We start from the raw sequence: 16,581 nt of genomic DNA on the forward strand, positions 1-16,581 counted from the left end.
CCTGGGTCGAGTCGTCCTGTTCCCCGCCCCTGCCGCTCGCGCGTCGACCTCGGTAGCCTGCCTCTCGTGACCGATTCCGTGACGCCGCCGACCCCGCTCCCGGCCAAGGACGTGCTGCACCGGTACCTGCGCAGTGTGCGGCGCGACCTGGAGTGGAAGCTCGAGGGACTGGACGAGATGCACCTGCGGATGCCGATGACCCGCACGGGGACCAACCTGCTGGGCCTGGTCCGGCACGCCACCGGGATCGAGGCGGGCTACTTCGGCGAGGTGTTCGACCGGCCCTTCCCGGAGCCGATGCCATGGGATCCCGAATACGCCGACAACGACGACTTCTGGACGCCCGCGGACGTCCCCGCGCACGACGTCGTCGGCCTCTACCACCGCGTCCAACTGCATGCCGACGCGACCATCACCGACCTGCCGCTGGACGAGCTCGGCCTGGTCCCGTGGTGGTCCGAGGAGCGGCGCACGGTGTCGCTGCAGCAGATCCTCGTCCATGTCATCACCGATCTCGCCCGTCACGCCGGCCACGCCGACGTCGTGCGCGAGGCCATCGACGGCAGCGCCGGGCTCTCGGACGGCAACGACAACCTGATGACGCAGGACGAGCAGTGGTGGGCGGACTACCACGACCGACTCACGGGCATCGCGGAGAGCTTCGGCGGCACCGACGCGACGGATCCGATCGGGGACGAACGATGACGGGCGACACCGGGCGGCCGGACGCCGATCGGTACGACCTCGATCGGTTCGTGCGGGCCCAGGCCGGCGGGACCTGGGAGTCGGCGCTGGCGGAGCTCGAGCGCGGCCGCAAGACGACGCACTGGATGTGGTTCGTGTTCCCGCAGATCGCCGGCCTCGGACGCAGCCCGATGGCCCAGCGCTACGCGATCGGCTCGCTCGAGGAGGCCCGGGCGTACCTGAGCCATCCCGTCCTCGGCCCCCGGCTGATCCGGGGCGCGGAGACTGTCGCGGCGGCCACCGGCACGGCGGAGGAGATCGTCGGCGGGATCGACGCGGTCAAGCTCCGCTCCTCGATGACCCTCTTCGCCCGCGCCGACCCCGGGCAGGACGCCTTCACCCGGGTGCTCGACCGCTGTTTCGCCGGCGAACCGGACCCGGCGACGCTCGACCGCCTCTGAGCAGGTACACCGTTCGGGCCGGCCGGCGGTCACGGGAGGTGACGGCCGACCGGCCCGTTAACAAGGCAGGTGCCCCGAGCCGTTCTCTCGGGGCACCTGCGGGACTCGCTCACGATCGATGACATGCCATCCAATTGGGGGGGCGATGGACTTGGTCAGGACTGACACCTGTCGGCGAGATGGTCCCGAGGTGCACCGGGTTTGGGTCGATGAGTGCACCACGGGCGACACGTCGCCAGTGTCGATCCTCGGCGCGGAGCGCCGGCCAGGGATCACGGGAGCGAGCCCCCATTGGTTCTGTCGGGCCAGTTACCGACCGCAAGAACCGGTCTTGAAAAATCTGTCAGGCCGCGATGGGCGCGGAGTAGAAGCGGTCCGGCCAGTTACCGACGGCCGGGGTCACGGTGTAGAAGCGGTCCGGCCAGTTACCGACGGCCGGGGTCACGGTGTAGAAGCGGTCCGGCCAGTTACCGACTGCAGGAGTGACGGTGTAGAAGCGATCGGGCCAGTTACCGACCGCGGGAGTGACGGTGTAGAAGCGATCGGGCCAGTTGCCGACCGCGGGGGCGACGGACGCCGCGACGGAGGTCGAGGAGACGCTGTGGGCCGGCGTGGCTGCGGCATTCGCGACCGATGCTCCCCCAGCGAGCAACGGCAGCGCCATCGCTGCACCCAGGACGACCGGCAGTGCCTTCGCAACTCGAGTCTTGACGTTCATGGTTCCCCATACCTTTCCGCCTGCGCGGTCACCGTTCCCCGACGTCGCCGAGGGGCCGCCCCGCTGGGCGGCGTGCTGTCAGGTTACGCGATGATGCATCGATATGACAACCGATGAGCAAAATAATTTGACCCAAACACTTGACAGCTCTTGTCAATCAAGGCTGCTAGTATGACAGAATGTCCACCAGCACCAGTTTCAGCAAGAAGCTGAAGGCGGCCCGCCTGGCCCGCGGCCTCACCCAGGCCGAACTCGCCGGCGATGCCTACACGGCGAGCTACATCTCCCTCCTGGAGAGCGGACGACGACGTCCGACGGACGCGATCCTGACCGAACTGGCCGCGCGTCTGAGCGTGCCCATCGACGAGTTGCGCAGCTTCCAGCAAGAAGCAACCTCAGGAGGATCGATCGCCTCGATCGAACTCGAGATGCAGGCCAGAGCCGCCTGGAAGAACTACGACTACGAGCAGGCCGCGGAGTTCGCCTCCAAAGCCCTGACGCATGCCCAGGCGGAGCACAACCCCTCAGCGTGGTGGTCCCTGAGCATGCTGTATGCGGAATGCCTCATGGTCAGCGAGAAGTACGAACCGTGTTGGGACGCTTGTCAACAGCTCCGCAACCACCCGATCGCGCGTGAGTCCGTCAACCTCGCGGCCGAGGCGGAGATCATTGCCGCCGCCGCCAAGCAGGGCATGGGCCGGCTACCCGACGCGGTGCACCATGCCCGAGCCGCTGTAGATCTCCTGCAAGGACACCCGTCGGCCAATCCGTCCACCCTGCTCGAAGCGCAGTGCGCACTCGTCGCGACGTTGGCAGAGAGCGACCAGATTGCCGAAGCCAACGAGGTGGCCGCCCAGGTAGACCTTCAGCCGAGCCCGCGCGTGTCGGCGCAGATGCGCGGACGCGGTGCCTGGGCTGTCGGCAACATGGCGTTCCTGCAAGGACACCCCGAGGAGGGCGTCCGCCTGCACAACCAGGCGATCGACCTGCTCTCGCCCGCCATGGGCCTGCGGCAGTGGGGCCGCCTGAACAAGACGACCGCGGACATGAGGATCGCGGCCGATTCCGGCAGCGAGCAGGTGACCGAGTACCTCGAGCGCGCCCAGTTCGCCATCGACGTCGTCGGCAACCGCAGTGACAAGCTCGAGCTCGCCATGGTGAGCGCACGGTGGGCGCTCAGCTGCTCGCGAGCGGGTGAGGCGCTGACGCACCTCGGGCCGGTCCTCGCCGAACTCGAGACCCTCGCCCCGCAGACCGCGGGCGAGGCCGAGCTCATCCACGCCCGTATTCTGCAGGCCATGGGCCGGATCACCGACTCGTCGCGGGCCCTGCTCCGCGCGGCTCACGCCTTCGAAGGGGCCGGCGCGTACGAGCGTGCGACCGATGCTTTCAAGCAGTACGTGACCCTCACGGCGCCTGCCTCGGCGTGACCGATGTCCGTGCGAACGGTGGGTGACCTCCGGTCGAACGGGATGTGACCAGCTTTCAACACAGGGATGACAATGACGTCAGGACCACCGGCGGTCCCCGCAGCCGGGTTGCCGCAGTACACCCACGGCCACCACGAGAGCGTGCTCCGCTCCCACCGATGGCGCACCGCCGAGAACTCGGCGGGCTATCTCCTGCCTCACCTCGCACCGGGCACACGCCTTCTCGACGTCGGCTGCGGCCCCGGCACCATCACGCGTGACCTGGCGGAGCGCGTGGTGCCCGGAGAGGTGATCGGCCTCGACAGCGCGGCCGACGTGCTCGACACGGCGGCCGCGGAACCCGGCCCGCCGAACCTGCACTGGCGGCTCGGCGACGTCCTGGACCTTCCCTTCGCCGACGACCGGTTCGACGTCGTGCACGCCCACCAGGTGCTCCAGCACCTGACCGAGCCCGTCCGCGCCCTGGTGTCGATGCGCCGGGTGCTGCGGCCGGGCGGGCTGGTCGCCGTGCGCGACGCCGACTATCAGGCCATGTCGTGGTTCCCGCAGGTGCCCGAGATGGACGAGTGGATGAGCCTGTACCAGCGCGTCGCCCGGTCCAACGGCGGGGAGCCCGACGCCGGTCGCCGGTTGCTCTCGTGGCTGCACCAGGCGGGGCTGACGGACGTGACCGTGACGGCGAGCACCTGGTGCTACACGGGTGACGAGGGGCGCTGGTGGGCCGAGCTGTGGTCGGACCGGATCACGCGGTCGTCGTTCGCCGAGCAGGCCGTCCAGCGCGGATTCGCCTCCCATCTCTACCTCGACCGGCTGGCGCAGGGCTGGCGGCAGTGGGCGGAGAATCCCGACGCCGTGTTCCTCGTGCCCAGCATCGAGGTGCTCGCCGTCAAGCACTGACCGAGGACGAGAGGCGACGGGCGGCCGTCGACGTGCGGGTGCCGCAGCTCGGTACGGTGGGGGCATGTTCCGCGTGATGACCGTCTGCACCGGCAATATCTGCCGCTCCCCCATGGCCGAGTACCTCCTGCGCCGCGCGCTCGAGGACGAGGACCTCGGGGACGACGTCGAGGTCACCTCTGCCGGCACCTCGCGGTGGGAACGCGGCAACCCGATCGATCCGCGCGCACGGGCCCTGCTGCTGGCCGACGGCATCGACCCGTCGGACCACCGGGCCCGCGAGTTCGATCCCGCGTGGTTCGCCGACCTGGACCTCGTCCTCGCGATGGACGTCGATCACCTCGACGAACTGCGCGATCTCGCCCCGAGCCCGCAGGACGCGGACAGGGTCCACCTGTTCCGCGGGTTCATGGACGAGGACGCCCGCGGCGACACCGCCGAGACCGACCCGCAGAACGCCGGCATCAGCGATCCCTGGTACGGCACGGACGCCGACTTCGAGGACACCGAGCGGCTGATCACCGAGGCGCTGCCCTCCCTGGTCGCGTGGATCCGCGACCACCGGACCGCGGGAGCGCCGCACCGGTGACCGGGGGCGGCCGTACCCGGCTGATCGGCCTCGACGGTCGCTCGGGTGCGGGCAAGACCACCCTGGCCGCCCGGCTGGCCGACGTCCTGGCGCCGGTGGACGGCGACACGGACGGCCCCGACGGCGGCCCGGCCCGCGTCCACGTCTTCCATCTCGAGGACCTCTACCCGGGCTGGGACGGCCTCGCCGCCGGCATGGAGCAGTACCGGCGGCAGGTGCTCGAACCTCTCGCCGCGGGCCGGCCGGCCCGCTGGACCGCCTGGGACTGGGCACGGGACCGCCCCGGTGACACGCACGAGATCGAGCCGGGCGGGGTGCTGATCGCCGAGGGCGTCGGCGCCGGTCACGCGGCCGCGCGTCCCCTGCTGGACACACTCGTGTGGATCGAGATGCCGGCGGCACAGCGCCGGGATCGCGCCCTGGCGCGTGACGGTGACCTGTACCGGCCCCACTGGTCGCGCTGGGCGGCGGAGGAGGAGGCGTGGCTGGAGCACGACGACGTCGCCTCCGCGGCCGACGTCGTCGTCACCGGTGAACCGGACCTCGGCGCGATCGGCCACGTCCTCCGCTCGCGGCTCGACCCCGCCGGCCGGCCCCGGGCCTGAGCGCCGATGTCTCCCCGTGGCGCCGTCCCCGGCCGTGTCGGGTGACCGCACTACTGTGAGGGCATGAGCGCCCTCGTCCTGCTGACCCCCGACGCCCCCGACGGCCGGATCGCCGACCCGGAGGCCCCGCAGCTGCTCGTCACCGACCTCGGCGTCGTCCGGGGTGACGGCATCTTCGAGACGCTGCTCGCCGTCGGGGGGCGGCCGCTGCAGCTGGAGGCCCACCTCGACCGGCTCGCGTCCTCCGCCGAGGCGCTGGACCTCACGCTGCCCGACGGCGCCCACTGGCGCGCCGCGATCGAGACCGGCCTGGCGGAGTTCGCCCGCCGGCACGGCGACGGGGAGGCGATGATCCGCCTCGTCGGCACCCGTGGCGTCGACGCGGCCGGCCCGCCCACGTGCTGGGTGTACCTGCAGCCGGTGCCGGCGGGCAACCGCGAGCTGCGCGACCGCGGGCTCGACGTCGTCCTGCTCGACCGCGGCTACTCGAGCGAGGCGGCCTCGGTCGCGCCGTGGCTGCTGCTCGGATCCAAGACCACGTCCTACGCCGTGAACATGGCGGCCCTGCGGTACGCCCACCGGCAGGGGGCGGACGACGCCGTCTTCGTCAGCTCGGACGGCCGCGTCCTCGAGGGCCCCACCTCGACCGTGCTGATCGCCCGCACCCGCGACGGGGTCCGCGAGCTCGTGACGCCGTTGCTGCGCAGCGGCATCCTTGCGGGAACGACGCAGGGCGCCCTGTTCGCGACGGCGGAGCCGGCCGGCTGGCAGCTCGGCTACGGCCCGTTGACGCCGGAGGACCTGATCGGCAACGACGGCGTGTGGCTCGCCTCGAGCGTGCGGCTGCTCGCCCCCATCCGCAGCGTCGACGGCCGGCAGATCCCTGTCAGCGCCGAGCTGACCGATGAGCTGACGGAACTGCTGCTCACCGCCACCCGCCGCTGACGAGCCCTGACGAACCCGACCCTGACGCGGGACCGCTCAGAGGATCGGGTTCCACGTGCCGGCGAGGACGGCGGCCGTGACCGCGACCGCGGCGAGCAGCACCCCGCCCGCGACGACGAGCGCGTCCGACGGGCGGAACGTCGACGGCCGCGCCCACGTGCGCCGCGCGGTCCCGAACCCCCGCGCCTCCATCGTGATCGCCAGCCGCCCGGCGCGGCGGATCGCCTGCACGAGCAGCGCGACGGTCTGTCCCGCGCCGGCCCGGGCCCGCCCCACGACACGGGAGAGGCCGCGACCGGTGCCGGCACCGACCCCGCGCGCCCGCCGGGCCATGGTGAGCGTCGACCATTCCTGCACGAGCAGGCCCACCAGCCGCATCGCCGCGAGCGCGCCGAGCACGAACCGGTGCGGCAGGTGGAGACGCTGGGCGAGGGCGTCCGCCAGGTCCGTCGGGTCGGTCGTGGCCAGCAGCATGATGCCCGGCACCGCGAGTGCCAGACCGCGCAGGGCGATGCCGACCCCGGCCGTCAGTGCCCCGGCCGTGAGGACGAACGGGCCGGCGTGGACCAGGACGGCGCCCGACGGCGGGGCCAGCACCGCGGTGCCGTAGCCGGAGATCAGGGCGGCGACCAGGATCGGCCAGCCGCGCACGAGCAGGGTCCGTACCCGCAGCGCGGCCAGCGGCAGCAGCGCCAGCTCGCCGACGAGGGCGACGCCGGCGCACACCGGGTCCGTCGTGGCCAGCAGGGCGACGGTGAGCACCAGGGCCGCGGCGAGCTTGGCGAGCGGGTGGGCGCGGGCCAGCACCGAACGGTCCCGCGCCTCGCTCGCCCCGGCCGGCCGGGGCACGGCCGTGGCCGTCATCGTGCGCCTGCCCGCGCCGGGTCGGTCGCAGGATCCCTCGCGGCGCCCGCGGCGTCGGGGGCGGGCGGCGTGGGCCGCCCCGGCAGGTCCAGCCGGTCGCCGCCGAGGACGGCGGTGAACGCGGCGTCGTGGGTGACGGAGACGACCGCGCGGCCCTCGTCGAGCAGACCCGCCAGCAGCTCGGCGAGCCGGCGCCACGTCACGGCGTCCTGCCCGAAGGTCGGCTCGTCCAGGACGACGACGCGGGGGCTCGCGGCCAGCACGGTCGCGACGGACAGGCGTCGCTTCTCACCGCCCGAGAGCGTGAAGGGGTTGGCCGCGGCGAGGTGACCGAGGCGCAGCCGGTCGAGCAGCTCGTCGACCCGCGCTTCGAGCGCCGGCCCGTCCGCGGGGGTGCCGGACGCGCGCCGCGGCCCGAAGGCGAGCTCGTCGCGCACCGTGCCGGTGACGAACTGGTGCTCGGGCTCCTGGAAGACCGTGCCGATCCGGCCGATGAGCTCGCCGGCGCTCCAGCGATACGGGTCGGCCCCGGCGGAGCCGGCGAGCGCGGACGAGGCGGTGACGGACCCGTCCGCGGGCGGGAGCAGCCCGGCGAGGGTGAGAGCGAGGGTGGACTTGCCGGCCCCGTTCGGGCCGGTGACGCTCAGCGCGCGTCCGGCGGCCAGGCTCACGTCGATGCCGGTAGCGGCGATGTCGATCAGCGCGTGTCGGTCGAGGCGACGGCCGGGGCGTCGGCCGGAGCGGCGGCGCGGCTTCACGGCCGTCGCCTGCCGGCTGACCGCGAGGTCGTGCGCCGTCAGCAGGGCCTCGCCCGCACCCGAGGCACCGGTGGGAGCCCGGCGGGCAAGGTCGGGTTCGTGGCCGGGCACCCAGATGCCGGCGGCGGCGAGTTCGGCGCCGTGCTCGTGGAGGATCCGGTCGAGCGGACCGTCGTGCACGATCGCGCTGGTCCTGCCGTCGGCGCCCGAACCGAGCACCACGACCCGGTCCACGACCGGCGCCCACACCGAGACGCGGTGCTCGACGACGACGAGCGTCGATCCGGTGGCGTCGAGCGCGGCCGCGACGGCGTCGCGCACCTGCAGCACCCCGGCCGGGTCGAGGTTGGCCGTGGGTTCGTCCAGCAGCAGCAGGCCGGGGGCCATGGCGAGCAGCCCCGCCAGGCCGAGCCGCTGCTGCTGACCGCCCGAGAGGGCCGCCGTCGGGTGGTCCAGCGGCAGGGCGAGCCCGACGGCGTCGAGCGCGTCCCGCACGCGGGGCCAGATCGCCTCCCGGGGGACGGCGAGGTTCTCGGGCCCGAAGGCGACGTCGTCGCCCACCCGGGAGAGCACGATCTGCGCCTCGGGATCCTGCTGGAGCAGACCGGCCCGGCCGCGGGCATCCATCGCGGGAACGCCGTCGATCAGCAGCTCGCCGCGCGACTCGGCGTCCTGCGGGTCGAGCAGGCCCGCGAGCCCGTGCAGCACCGTGGACTTGCCCGCCCCGGACGGCCCGAGCAGAAGCACACGCTCCCCCGGTTCGATGTGCAGGTCGAGACCGTCGACGGCGGCGGCACGCCGCCCGCCGTGGCGCCATCCCCAGCCGCGGGCGTCCACGGCGGCCGGCCGCGGCGCGGACCCCACTCTCGGGCGGCCCGGCACCGTGGTCAGACCCGTGCCCGGGCGGCGCGACCGGAGGCGAGCCCGCTCAGCACGCCGGTGCCGGCGAGCGCCCGCACGATCAGCCAGCTCACCAGGCCGGCGATCACGAGGCCGGAGACCCCCGCCAGCACGGCGTAGACCACCTGCCAGCCGGCGGCCCACTCGACGTTGTAGAGGACGTCCTCGCTGATGCCCATCACCAGGCCCGAGACGAGACCGGCGAGCATGGCGACCCCGACGCCGAACCGGCGGTACCGGAACAGCGCGAAGACCGCCTCGGCACCCAGGCCCTGGATGAGGCCCGAGAGGATCACGGTCAGGCCGAAGTGGGTGCCGAGGACGCCCTCCACGCAGGCGCCGATCAATTCGCAGTACAGGGCCGCGCCGGGCTTGCGGATGATGAGGCCGCCGATGACGCCGGCGATCAGCCAGCCTCCGCCGTACAGGCCGCCCAGGAACGGGAACGGGGCCGTGGCGACGGCGACCGCCGCGTAGCCCTGGCTCCACGCCCAGAAGACGACGCCGCACGCGACGGCGACGACGGAGGCGACGATGATGTCGATGACGCGCCATCCGCGCTGGGCGGTGGCGGGGGCTGCGGGAGCGAAACCGCGTGACGTGCTCATGTGTGTCCTCCTGGAGGTCAGGAGGGGGAAGCCCACGGCTTCGAGAAACTCGACTCCCTTCGCCGGTGCTAACCGGAGCAGGTTCGAGGGTCTGCGGCGGTCCGCACTCTCAGCGCCGGCCGACCGCCGCCCGGGTGTTCAGACCCGGCCGACGAGCAGGAGGCGCTCCCCTGTCGTTGTCGCATCATTCTACGCGTCGCCACGCAGTAGGCTGATGACGAACCCCAGGGACATCGATGCAGAGGGAGAACACGCGATGGATACCGTCGTCAAACTTGCGGGGACCGGTCTGTCGATCGGCGCCGTCATGGTCGCGAACAAGCTGCTCACCGCCGGCTGGCAGAAGGTCGTCGGCAAGGAGCCGCCCACGAAGCCGGGCGACAACGACGACGACACGGTCAAGGAGATCCTCATCTGGGCCGTGCTGACCACGGTCGTGAGCACCGCGATCAAGTTCGGCGTGGCCAAGTCGACCCAGCGTGCCGCCCGCTCGATGCGGGACCCGCGCGAGGTCTGAGCCGGCACGAGGTGTGAGCCGGCGCGAGGTCTGAGCCGGCGCGAGCCGGGCTTCCGGTGCCGCCTAGCGGGAAGGCGGGTCGACTGCGGTCGATCCGCCTTCGTCGTTGCCGGGGCCGGTTGCGGTGCCGGCCCCCGGGCCCTGCACGACGTCGCGCAGTTCGTCGATGACGACGGAGTCCCGGTCCAGGTGGCGTGTCCGGTAGCCGGCGCGGGCCACCATGTGGCCGCCGACCGGGATGGTCAGCAGCTGGAAGATCCACATCAGGACCAGCAGGGGGACGAGGGCCCACGCGCGCAGCGCCAGCGCGACGGCCAGCAGGAGGAGCAGCAGCCCGAACACCTGGGGCTTGGTGGCCGCGTGCATCCGGGTCAGCAGGTCCGGGAACGTGAAGAGGCCGATGGCGGCGGCCAGCGACATCGAGGCGCCGACGACCATGAGCACGGCGGCGACGCCTTCGAGGATCCCGTTCATCGTCGTCCCTCCTCACTCGTCCGGCCCGGTCGGCGTGGTGCTCCTCGTGGTGCTCCTGCGGCTGGTCGCGACGTCGTGCACGAGATTCTCACCGCGTCACCGCCTCGTCGCCACGAACCGGGCGACGGCGACGGAGCCGATGAAGCCGACGATCGTGATGGTCGCGATGAGGGGCACCGAGTCGATGCTGTGGCGGTACACCGCGTCGACGGCCACGGCCGAGACGATGATGACGAGCAGGACGTCCGCGGCGAGCACCCGGTCGAGCAGCGACGGCCCGCGGCCGAGCCGGTAGATGGCCCCCGCGGCGGCGACCACCAGCATGACGGCGCTGATGACGACGGCGACGAGCATCATGCGGTGCCCCCGATCCGGCCGCGCTCGGAGGCCGCCAGCCGCGCGACCTCCTCGCGTGAGCCCATCATCCGGATCAGTCGTGCCTCGGTGGCCCGGACGGTGGCCCGGACCCGGTCCGCGCCCTCGGGCGTGGTCACGTCGAGGCAGTGCAGGTACAGGGTCGAGCCGGCCCGGTCCACCTCGACCACGACGGAGCCGGGCACGAGGCCCGTCACGCTCGCCGTCGCGGTGAGGATGAGGTCGGAGTGGGTGCGCAGCGGCACGGCGATCACCGAGCTGCGGATGGACCGGCCCCGGAACACCGCCAGGGCGAACACGTGGAAGCTCGCGATCGTCAGTTCCCGCAGGAACTCGACCACCGCGATCGCGAACTGGACGAGGTTCAACCGGCCACCCAGTTGCACCGGCGGCAGGTAGAACGTGTGGACGACGGTGAGGGCGAGCACGGCGCCGAAGACGAGGGTGCCGAGGCTGAAGTCCTGCCACAGCGCGCCCCACACGAGCACGAGCCAGACGAGCAGCGGCGCCTCGGTGCGCAGGGAGATGCGTTGCCGGCTCATCGCGCCGACCCCGGGCCGAGCACGGACTCGATGTACGGGGTCCGCTCCAGCATCGACGAGGCCGCCGAGTCCGCGAGGGCGAACAACGGTCCGGCGACGACGGTCAGGGCCACCCCGACGGCGACGATGCCCACGGTCGCGCCCACCATGCCGGCCGGCAGCAGCCGGGTGGACTCGGCGCCCGCCCAGCGGCCCTTCGGGGCATCCATGACGATCGCACTGGTGCGCACGGACCGCCCGTCCGCCCGGGTGGCCAGCAGCACCGGGTCCGGATACTCGGCGTCCTTCGGGCTGCGCCAGAACACGCGGTTCCAGACGCGGGCCAGAGCCAGCAGGGTCAGCAGGGACACGGCCACGCTCGCCACGACCAGGGTCAGGGCCAGCGGGCTGCCGTCCTGCACGCCGGCCTGCAGCAGGCCGAGCTTGCCCAGGAACCCGGAGAACGGCGGGATCCCGCCGAGGTTCATCGCGGGGATGAAATACAGCACCGCCAGGACGGGGGCGATCCTCGCCATCCCCCCCAGGCGGTCGATCGCCGTCGTGCCTCCTCGGCGCTCGATCAGCCCGGTGACGAGGAACAGTGCGGTCTGCACGACGATGTGGTGGACGACGTAGTAGACGGTGGCTCCGAGGCCGACGCGGGAGGAGAGCGCGAGCCCGAAGATCATGTAGCCGATGTGGCTGACCAGGGTGAAGGAGAGCAGACGTTTGATGTCGGTCTGGGCGAGCGCGCCGAGGATGCCGACGACGAGCGTGAACAGGGCGACGACCATGAGCAGAGCGTTCAGCTCGTCCCCGGGGAAGAGCAGGGTCTCGAGCCGGACGATCGCGTAGACGCCGACCTTGGTCAGCAGGCCCGCGAAGACGGCCGTCACGGGGGCCGGCGCGGTCGGGTACGAGTCGGGCAGCCAGAAGGAGAGCGGGAAGACGGCGGCCTTGATGCCGAAGGCGACGAGCAGCATCAGGTGCAGCAGCGTCTGGGTGCCCGGGTCGAGGTGGGAGACCTTGACGGCGATGTCCGCGAGGTTGACGGTGCCGGTGGCGGCGTAGACCAGAGCGATCGCGATCAGGAACAGCATCGAGGAGATGACGCTGACCACCACGTAGGTCACGCCGGCCCGGATCCGTGGGGAGGTACCGCCGAGGGTGATGAGGACGTAGCTGGCGGTCAGCAGGATCTCGAAGCCGACGTAGAGGTTGAACAGGTCCCCGGCGAGGAACGCGTTGGACACCCCGGCCACGAGGATGAGGAAGGCCGGGTGGAACACCGAGATCGGCTCCTCCTCCTCACCACCCGCGGCGCCCTGCGCGGTGGCGTAGACGAGCACCGCGAGACTGACGACGCTGGAGACCACGAGCATCAGGGCGGAGAACTGGTCGACGACCATGACGATGCCATGCGGCGCCGGCCAGCCGCCGAGGTCGATCGACCGCGGCCCCTGGTTCCACGTGTTGGCCAGGATCACGCACTCGAGCACGAGCGTCGCCGCCAGGATGCCGTTGGACATGAGGGCCTGCGCGCGGCGCCGGCGGATCAGCAGGAAGGCCAGGGCCGCCCCGAGAAAGGGCAGCACGACGGCGAGCGGCGCGAGGGAGACGATCGAGAAGCCGGTCATGCGTCCACCCCCCGGTGACTCCCGTGACCCGCGGCGCGCGCGGCGTCGGTGTGCCCGGGTCGGCCCGGCCGCTCGTCCTCGTCCTCCAGCGGCGTTTCCGTCGCCCCGGTGAACTCCGAGGTGTCGTCGGGGATGACGGCGTCCTCCTCCCGCTGGAAGCTGGGCTGGTGGGCCACACGGCGGTCCTCGATGTCGTCCTGCACGTCGTCCTGGCGCGCGAGCGTCCACGAGCGGTAGATGACGCCGAGCAGGAACGCGGTGACCGCGAAGCTGATGACGATGGCGGTCAGGGTCAGGGCCTGCGGCACCGGGTCGGTGTAGGCGTGGGGATCGGTGCCGGAGACGACGATCGGCGCCATCCCGGCGGCCCCGGCGGTGGCCAGCAGCAGCAGGTTGGTCGCGTTGGTGATGAGGATCAGCCCGAGCATCACCCGGGTGAGGGACCGCTCGAGCAGCAGGTACACGCCGCACGTGTACAGGACGCCCATGACGACCAGGAGGGTCACATTGATGCTCACCCGTGCCCCACCTCCGCCGGGATCCGCGACTGTTCGCTGCGCCGGTCCACCTCGGCGCCGAGGCTGCGCAGCACGTCGAGCACGAGGCCCACCACGACGAGGTAGACGCCGATGTCGAAGAGGGTCGAGGTGACGATCTTGACGTGCCCGAACACGATCCAGTCCATCTGCAGGATGGCCGTCTGGAACACCTGCCCGCCGAAGAAGAGGGGCAGCACCCCGGACACGCAGGCGATGGTCAGGCCGCCGCCGAGCAGCTGGCCGGCGGTCAGGACGGTGGCCTCGGCGAGCTCGAACCGGCCACCGGCGAGGTACCGGACGGTGAGGGCGAGGCCGGCCACGAGGCCACCGGCGAAGCCGCCGCCGGGCGCGTTGTGGCCGTTGAGCAGCAGGAAGACGGAGAACAGCACCATGGTGTGGAAGATCAGCCGCGTCATCACCTCGAAGAGGATCGAGCGGCGTTCCGGGGCCAGCGTGCGCCCGGCCACGAGCCAGGGATCCCGGTCCGTGTCCGCGAACCGGCGGACGGCGGCGAGCCCGGCGGGGTCGCCGGCCCGGCTGCGGCCGACCGAGGCGATCTGCTCCGGCGTCGCCCGCTGGAGGGGGCGGCCCCGGCCGTGCACGAACACGAGGGACGCGACGCCGGTGGCGGCGGCCGCGAGCACCGTGATCTCGCCGAAGGTGTCCCACGCGCGGATGTCGACGAGGGTCACGTTGACGATGTTCAGGCCGCCGCCCCCGTGATAGGCGAGGTCCGGGAAGGCCAGGGAGATCGGCTCGGCCGTCCTCGACGCCATCGCGGTCGCCGCGACGAAGACCATGCCGCCGCCCACGGCGAGGGCCAGCACCAGCCGACCGAGCCGGAAGCTGGACGCGGTCCGCCGCCACAGCCGCGCGGGCAGCACCCGCAGGGCGAGGACGAGGGCGACGAGGACGATGGTCTCGACCAGCATCTGCGTCAGCGCCAGGTCCGGTGCGCCCTGCAGGGCGAAGATCACGACCATCCCGTAGCCGGTGACCGAGACCATCAGCACGGCCAGGAAGCGCTTGGACGCGCGGGTGGCGGCGACGGCGCCGAAGACGACGCACGCGCCGACGGCGATCTGGACGGGGCTGTCGGCGAGCAGCCACTGCGGGGCGCCGGCGGCGGAGGTGCCCGCGGGGCCGCCCGCGACGGCCGCGGCCCCGACGGAGGCGACGACGAACACGCCGAGGATGATGAAGAGGTAGAACACCAGGGAGCCGCGCTGGGTGCGGCCCGTGGTCCACACCGCCACGATGTCGAGGGCGTTGACGACGTCGCGGTAGACGATGTCCGCCGCCCGTATCCGGGGCAGGCCGGCCTGCACCCGTTCGACGCGTTCGCGCAGCACGACGAGCGTGAGGCCGAGGGCGAGGGTGATCGCCGTCAGTCCGAGCGCGACCGTGAATCCGTGCCACAGGGCCAGGTAGGGGTCCTTCGCCCCGGCCTCGGCCGGGAACGCCTGCAGGTAGGGGCCGATCCACGCGTTGACCGGGGCCGGCCACAGCCCGTAGAGGACGGTCAGCACGGTGAGGACCACCGGCGAGGCGAGGAAGAGCGGGGTCGGGGCCGGGAAGTCGATCGGGTCGACGCCGTGCTTGGTGGTGAACGCGCCCCACAGGAAACGGCCGCTGTAGGCGACGGTCAGCACCGACCCGGCGACGATGCCGATCAGCCCGAGCAGCCCCCAGAGGCCGTCGACCTCGGCGGCGTGCACGAAGGCCTCGTACGCCGACTCCTTCGCCACGAAGCCGCCGAGGAAGGGGATCCCGGCCATCGAGGCGGCACCGATGACGCCGACGACGGCGAGCAGGGGCGCCTGCGCGCCGACGCCGCTGAGCCGCCGGGTGTCACGGGTGCCGGCCTGGTGGTCGATGATCCCGACGACGAGGAACAGGGTGGCCTTGAAGAGCCCGTGGGCGAGCACGAGGGCGAGACCGGCGAGCGCCGTCTCCCGCGTGCCGGCGCCCGCGTTCAGGGCGAGGAAGCCGAGCTGGCTGACGGTGCCGTAGGCGAGGATCAGCTTGATGTCCGTCTGCCGCAGCGCGGTCCAGCCGCCCAGCAGCATCGTCCCGGCGCCGACGATCAGCAGCAGCCACCGCCACAGGGGGCTCTCCCCGAACACCGGCGCGAACAGGGCGATCAGGTAGATGCCGGCCTTGACCATCGCGGCGGCGTGCAGGTAAGCGCTGACCGGGGTCGGGGCCGCCATGGCGCCCGGCAGCCAGAAGTGGAACGGCAGCAGCGCGGACTTGGTGATGGCCCCGGCCAGGATCAGCACGAGGGCGAGGGAGACCGCCGGGCCGTGCTCGAGCAGGGCCGGCCCGAGGGCGAGGATCGCGGAGACGCGGTAGGTGCCGGCGACCGTGCCGAGGACGACGAGCCCGACCAGCATCGCCAGGCCGCCCGCCGTCGTGACGACGAGGGCCTGCAGGGCAGAACGGCGGGCGGAGAGTTTGTTCCGGTTGTACCCGATCAGCAGGTACGACAGGATCGTCGTGATCTCCCAGAAGACGAACAGCAGGATCAGGTCGTCGGCGACGACGAGCCCGACCATGGCGCCGGAGAAGGCGAGCAGCTGCGCCCCGAAGGCGGGCAGGGACGCGTCGCCCGCGTGGAAGTAGCGGGTGCAGTAGAGCAGGACGAGGGCGCCCACCCCCAGGATCAGCACGCAGAACAGCCAGCTCAGCGCGTCCATCCGGAACTCGAGCGCCAGGTCCAGCTGGGGAACCCAGGGCACGCCCTCGCGGATGGCGGCGCCGGGACCGGCATGGGTCGGCCCGTACTGCGAGAGCAGCCACACGAGGCTGCCGGCGGGGACGGCGGCGAGGGCGCCGAATCCGACGGTACGGCCGGCGCGGAAGAGGAGCGGGGCGGCGAGGGCGACGATCGCGTGGATCGCGAGGACGGCGATCACGGCACCCTCCTCGCACTCGGCTCGACGGCGCCCGCTGGCGTCGGGGGCCCGGACCCCACCATGGCGCCGGCGGCAGGGCCGCGACGGTGGTGGGGACGAAAGGACCGGTCACGGCGGGGCGCGAGTCGAGATCGGACGCCG

General features: G+C 72.3%; 18 protein-coding genes and 1 riboswitch. Of the genes, 8 read left to right on the plus strand and 10 right to left on the minus strand.

Going from position 1 to position 16,581, the window contains the following annotated elements; genetic code table 11:
• Positions 1 to 66 precede the first annotated feature (66 nt).
• Positions 67 to 705, plus strand: coding sequence for a DinB family protein (locus tag V6N00_RS02670; protein ID WP_334230501.1), 639 nt, complete (start codon positions 67 to 69; stop codon positions 703 to 705).
• On the plus strand, positions 702 to 1,145 hold the full coding sequence (locus V6N00_RS02675; protein WP_334230502.1) for a DUF1810 domain-containing protein: 444 nt from the start codon (positions 702 to 704) through the stop codon (positions 1,143 to 1,145). The genes V6N00_RS02670 and V6N00_RS02675 overlap by 4 nt, the downstream gene beginning before the upstream one ends.
• Positions 1,146 to 1,488: 343 nt before the next feature.
• On the opposite strand, the gene V6N00_RS02680 is transcribed toward V6N00_RS02675, so the two are convergent.
• Positions 1,489 to 1,863 (minus strand): hypothetical protein, encoded by a 375-nt coding sequence (locus V6N00_RS02680; protein WP_334230503.1) that lies wholly within the window; start codon positions 1,861 to 1,863, stop codon positions 1,489 to 1,491.
• A gap of 179 nt (positions 1,864 to 2,042) precedes the next feature.
• Between V6N00_RS02680 and V6N00_RS02685 the strand changes: the two genes are divergently transcribed.
• The 5 genes from V6N00_RS02685 to V6N00_RS02705 all read left to right on the plus strand — a co-directional run bounded on the left by V6N00_RS02685 (position 2,043) and on the right by V6N00_RS02705 (position 6,329).
• Positions 2,043 to 3,293, plus strand: coding sequence for a helix-turn-helix domain-containing protein (locus V6N00_RS02685; RefSeq protein ID WP_334230504.1), 1,251 nt, complete (start codon positions 2,043 to 2,045; stop codon positions 3,291 to 3,293).
• Between the two features lie 72 nt (positions 3,294 to 3,365).
• Positions 3,366 to 4,190 (plus strand): methyltransferase domain-containing protein, encoded by an 825-nt coding sequence (locus V6N00_RS02690; RefSeq protein WP_334230505.1) that lies wholly within the window; start codon positions 3,366 to 3,368, stop codon positions 4,188 to 4,190.
• Between the two features lie 64 nt (positions 4,191 to 4,254).
• Complete coding sequence (locus V6N00_RS02695; protein ID WP_334230506.1) at positions 4,255 to 4,779, plus strand: low molecular weight protein-tyrosine-phosphatase; 525 nt, start codon at positions 4,255 to 4,257, stop codon at positions 4,777 to 4,779.
• Positions 4,737 to 5,384 carry a nucleoside/nucleotide kinase family protein gene (locus tag V6N00_RS02700; protein ID WP_334230507.1) on the plus strand — a complete coding sequence of 216 codons (648 nt, stop codon included), beginning with the start codon at positions 4,737 to 4,739 and terminating at the stop codon, positions 5,382 to 5,384. The genes V6N00_RS02695 and V6N00_RS02700 overlap by 43 nt, the downstream gene beginning before the upstream one ends.
• A gap of 63 nt (positions 5,385 to 5,447) precedes the next feature.
• On the plus strand, positions 5,448 to 6,329 hold the full coding sequence (locus tag V6N00_RS02705; RefSeq protein WP_334230508.1) for an aminodeoxychorismate lyase: 882 nt from the start codon (positions 5,448 to 5,450) through the stop codon (positions 6,327 to 6,329).
• A gap of 36 nt (positions 6,330 to 6,365) precedes the next feature.
• Here V6N00_RS02705 and V6N00_RS02710 read toward each other — a convergent pair whose 3' ends face one another.
• The 3 genes from V6N00_RS02710 to V6N00_RS02720 are packed head-to-tail and all read right to left on the minus strand — an operon-like array spanning position 6,366 to position 9,459.
• Entirely contained in the window at positions 6,366 to 7,193 is an 828-nt protein-coding gene (locus tag V6N00_RS02710) for an energy-coupling factor transporter transmembrane component T family protein (protein WP_334230509.1), read from the minus strand.
• Positions 7,190 to 8,788, minus strand: coding sequence for an ABC transporter ATP-binding protein (locus V6N00_RS02715; protein WP_334230510.1), 1,599 nt, complete (start codon positions 8,786 to 8,788; stop codon positions 7,190 to 7,192). The genes V6N00_RS02710 and V6N00_RS02715 overlap by 4 nt, the downstream gene beginning before the upstream one ends.
• A gap of 50 nt (positions 8,789 to 8,838) precedes the next feature.
• A complete protein-coding gene (locus V6N00_RS02720; protein WP_334230511.1) occupies positions 8,839 to 9,459 on the minus strand; it encodes an ECF transporter S component in 621 nt (206 codons plus the stop codon).
• Positions 9,460 to 9,496: 37 nt separating this feature from the next.
• A riboswitch (TPP riboswitch) is annotated at positions 9,497 to 9,641 on the minus strand.
• A 74-nt stretch (positions 9,642 to 9,715) separates the two neighbouring features.
• Between V6N00_RS02720 and V6N00_RS02725 the strand changes: the two genes are divergently transcribed.
• Entirely contained in the window at positions 9,716 to 9,976 is a 261-nt protein-coding gene (locus V6N00_RS02725; protein WP_334230512.1) for a DUF4235 domain-containing protein, read from the plus strand.
• A 63-nt stretch (positions 9,977 to 10,039) separates the two neighbouring features.
• Here the strand turns inward: V6N00_RS02725 and mnhG are convergent, their stop codons facing one another.
• From mnhG to V6N00_RS02755, 6 genes are all read right to left on the minus strand, one after another.
• Positions 10,040 to 10,450 (minus strand): monovalent cation/H(+) antiporter subunit G, encoded by a 411-nt coding sequence (gene mnhG, locus V6N00_RS02730; RefSeq protein WP_334230513.1) that lies wholly within the window; start codon positions 10,448 to 10,450, stop codon positions 10,040 to 10,042.
• 96 nt (positions 10,451 to 10,546) lie between these two features.
• Positions 10,547 to 10,807, minus strand: a complete 261-nt coding sequence (locus V6N00_RS02735) for an MrpF/PhaF family protein (protein WP_334230514.1) — start codon at positions 10,805 to 10,807, stop codon at positions 10,547 to 10,549.
• Positions 10,804 to 11,367, minus strand: a complete 564-nt coding sequence (locus V6N00_RS02740; RefSeq protein ID WP_334230515.1) for a Na+/H+ antiporter subunit E — start codon at positions 11,365 to 11,367, stop codon at positions 10,804 to 10,806. Before V6N00_RS02740 ends, V6N00_RS02735 begins: the two co-directional genes overlap by 4 nt.
• Entirely contained in the window at positions 11,364 to 12,983 is a 1,620-nt protein-coding gene (locus V6N00_RS02745) for a Na+/H+ antiporter subunit D (protein WP_334230516.1), read from the minus strand. Before V6N00_RS02745 ends, V6N00_RS02740 begins: the two co-directional genes overlap by 4 nt.
• The gene (locus V6N00_RS02750; protein WP_334230517.1) at positions 12,980 to 13,501 is read right to left on the minus strand and encodes a Na(+)/H(+) antiporter subunit C; all 522 of its coding nucleotides are present in this window, start codon (positions 13,499 to 13,501) and stop codon (positions 12,980 to 12,982) included. Before V6N00_RS02750 ends, V6N00_RS02745 begins: the two co-directional genes overlap by 4 nt.
• Positions 13,498 to 16,440: a Na+/H+ antiporter subunit A gene (locus tag V6N00_RS02755; protein WP_334230518.1), complete on the minus strand. Its 2,943-nt coding sequence runs from the start codon at positions 16,438 to 16,440 to the stop codon at positions 13,498 to 13,500. The genes V6N00_RS02750 and V6N00_RS02755 overlap by 4 nt, the downstream gene beginning before the upstream one ends.
• Positions 16,441 to 16,581: the final 141 nt, after the last annotated feature.

This window comes from Tersicoccus mangrovi, assembly GCF_036881825.1.
Classification (GTDB): Bacteria; Actinomycetota; Actinomycetes; order Actinomycetales; family Micrococcaceae; genus Tersicoccus; species Tersicoccus mangrovi.

Excerpts from the sequence above, each read along its gene's own strand:
- V6N00_RS02685 (WP_334230504.1), top strand. The coding sequence starts at position 2,043 with ATGTCCACCAGCACCAGTTTCAGCAAGAAGCTGAAGGCGGCCCGCCTG.
- V6N00_RS02725 (WP_334230512.1), top strand. The coding sequence starts at position 9,716 with ATGGATACCGTCGTCAAACTTGCGGGGACCGGTCTGTCGATCGGCGCC.
- V6N00_RS02735 (WP_334230514.1), bottom strand. The coding sequence starts at position 10,807 with ATGATGCTCGTCGCCGTCGTCATCAGCGCCGTCATGCTGGTGGTCGCC.
- V6N00_RS02695 (WP_334230506.1), top strand. The coding sequence starts at position 4,255 with ATGTTCCGCGTGATGACCGTCTGCACCGGCAATATCTGCCGCTCCCCC.
- V6N00_RS02710 (WP_334230509.1), bottom strand. The coding sequence starts at position 7,193 with ATGACGGCCACGGCCGTGCCCCGGCCGGCCGGGGCGAGCGAGGCGCGG.
- V6N00_RS02705 (WP_334230508.1), top strand. The coding sequence starts at position 5,448 with ATGAGCGCCCTCGTCCTGCTGACCCCCGACGCCCCCGACGGCCGGATC.
- V6N00_RS02740 (WP_334230515.1), bottom strand. The coding sequence starts at position 11,367 with ATGAGCCGGCAACGCATCTCCCTGCGCACCGAGGCGCCGCTGCTCGTC.
- mnhG (WP_334230513.1), bottom strand. The coding sequence starts at position 10,450 with ATGAACGGGATCCTCGAAGGCGTCGCCGCCGTGCTCATGGTCGTCGGC.
- V6N00_RS02690 (WP_334230505.1), top strand. The coding sequence starts at position 3,366 with ATGACGTCAGGACCACCGGCGGTCCCCGCAGCCGGGTTGCCGCAGTAC.
- V6N00_RS02745 (WP_334230516.1), bottom strand. The coding sequence starts at position 12,983 with ATGACCGGCTTCTCGATCGTCTCCCTCGCGCCGCTCGCCGTCGTGCTG.
- V6N00_RS02675 (WP_334230502.1), top strand. The coding sequence starts at position 702 with ATGACGGGCGACACCGGGCGGCCGGACGCCGATCGGTACGACCTCGAT.
- V6N00_RS02680 (WP_334230503.1), bottom strand. The coding sequence starts at position 1,863 with ATGAACGTCAAGACTCGAGTTGCGAAGGCACTGCCGGTCGTCCTGGGT.
- V6N00_RS02720 (WP_334230511.1), bottom strand. The coding sequence starts at position 9,459 with ATGAGCACGTCACGCGGTTTCGCTCCCGCAGCCCCCGCCACCGCCCAG.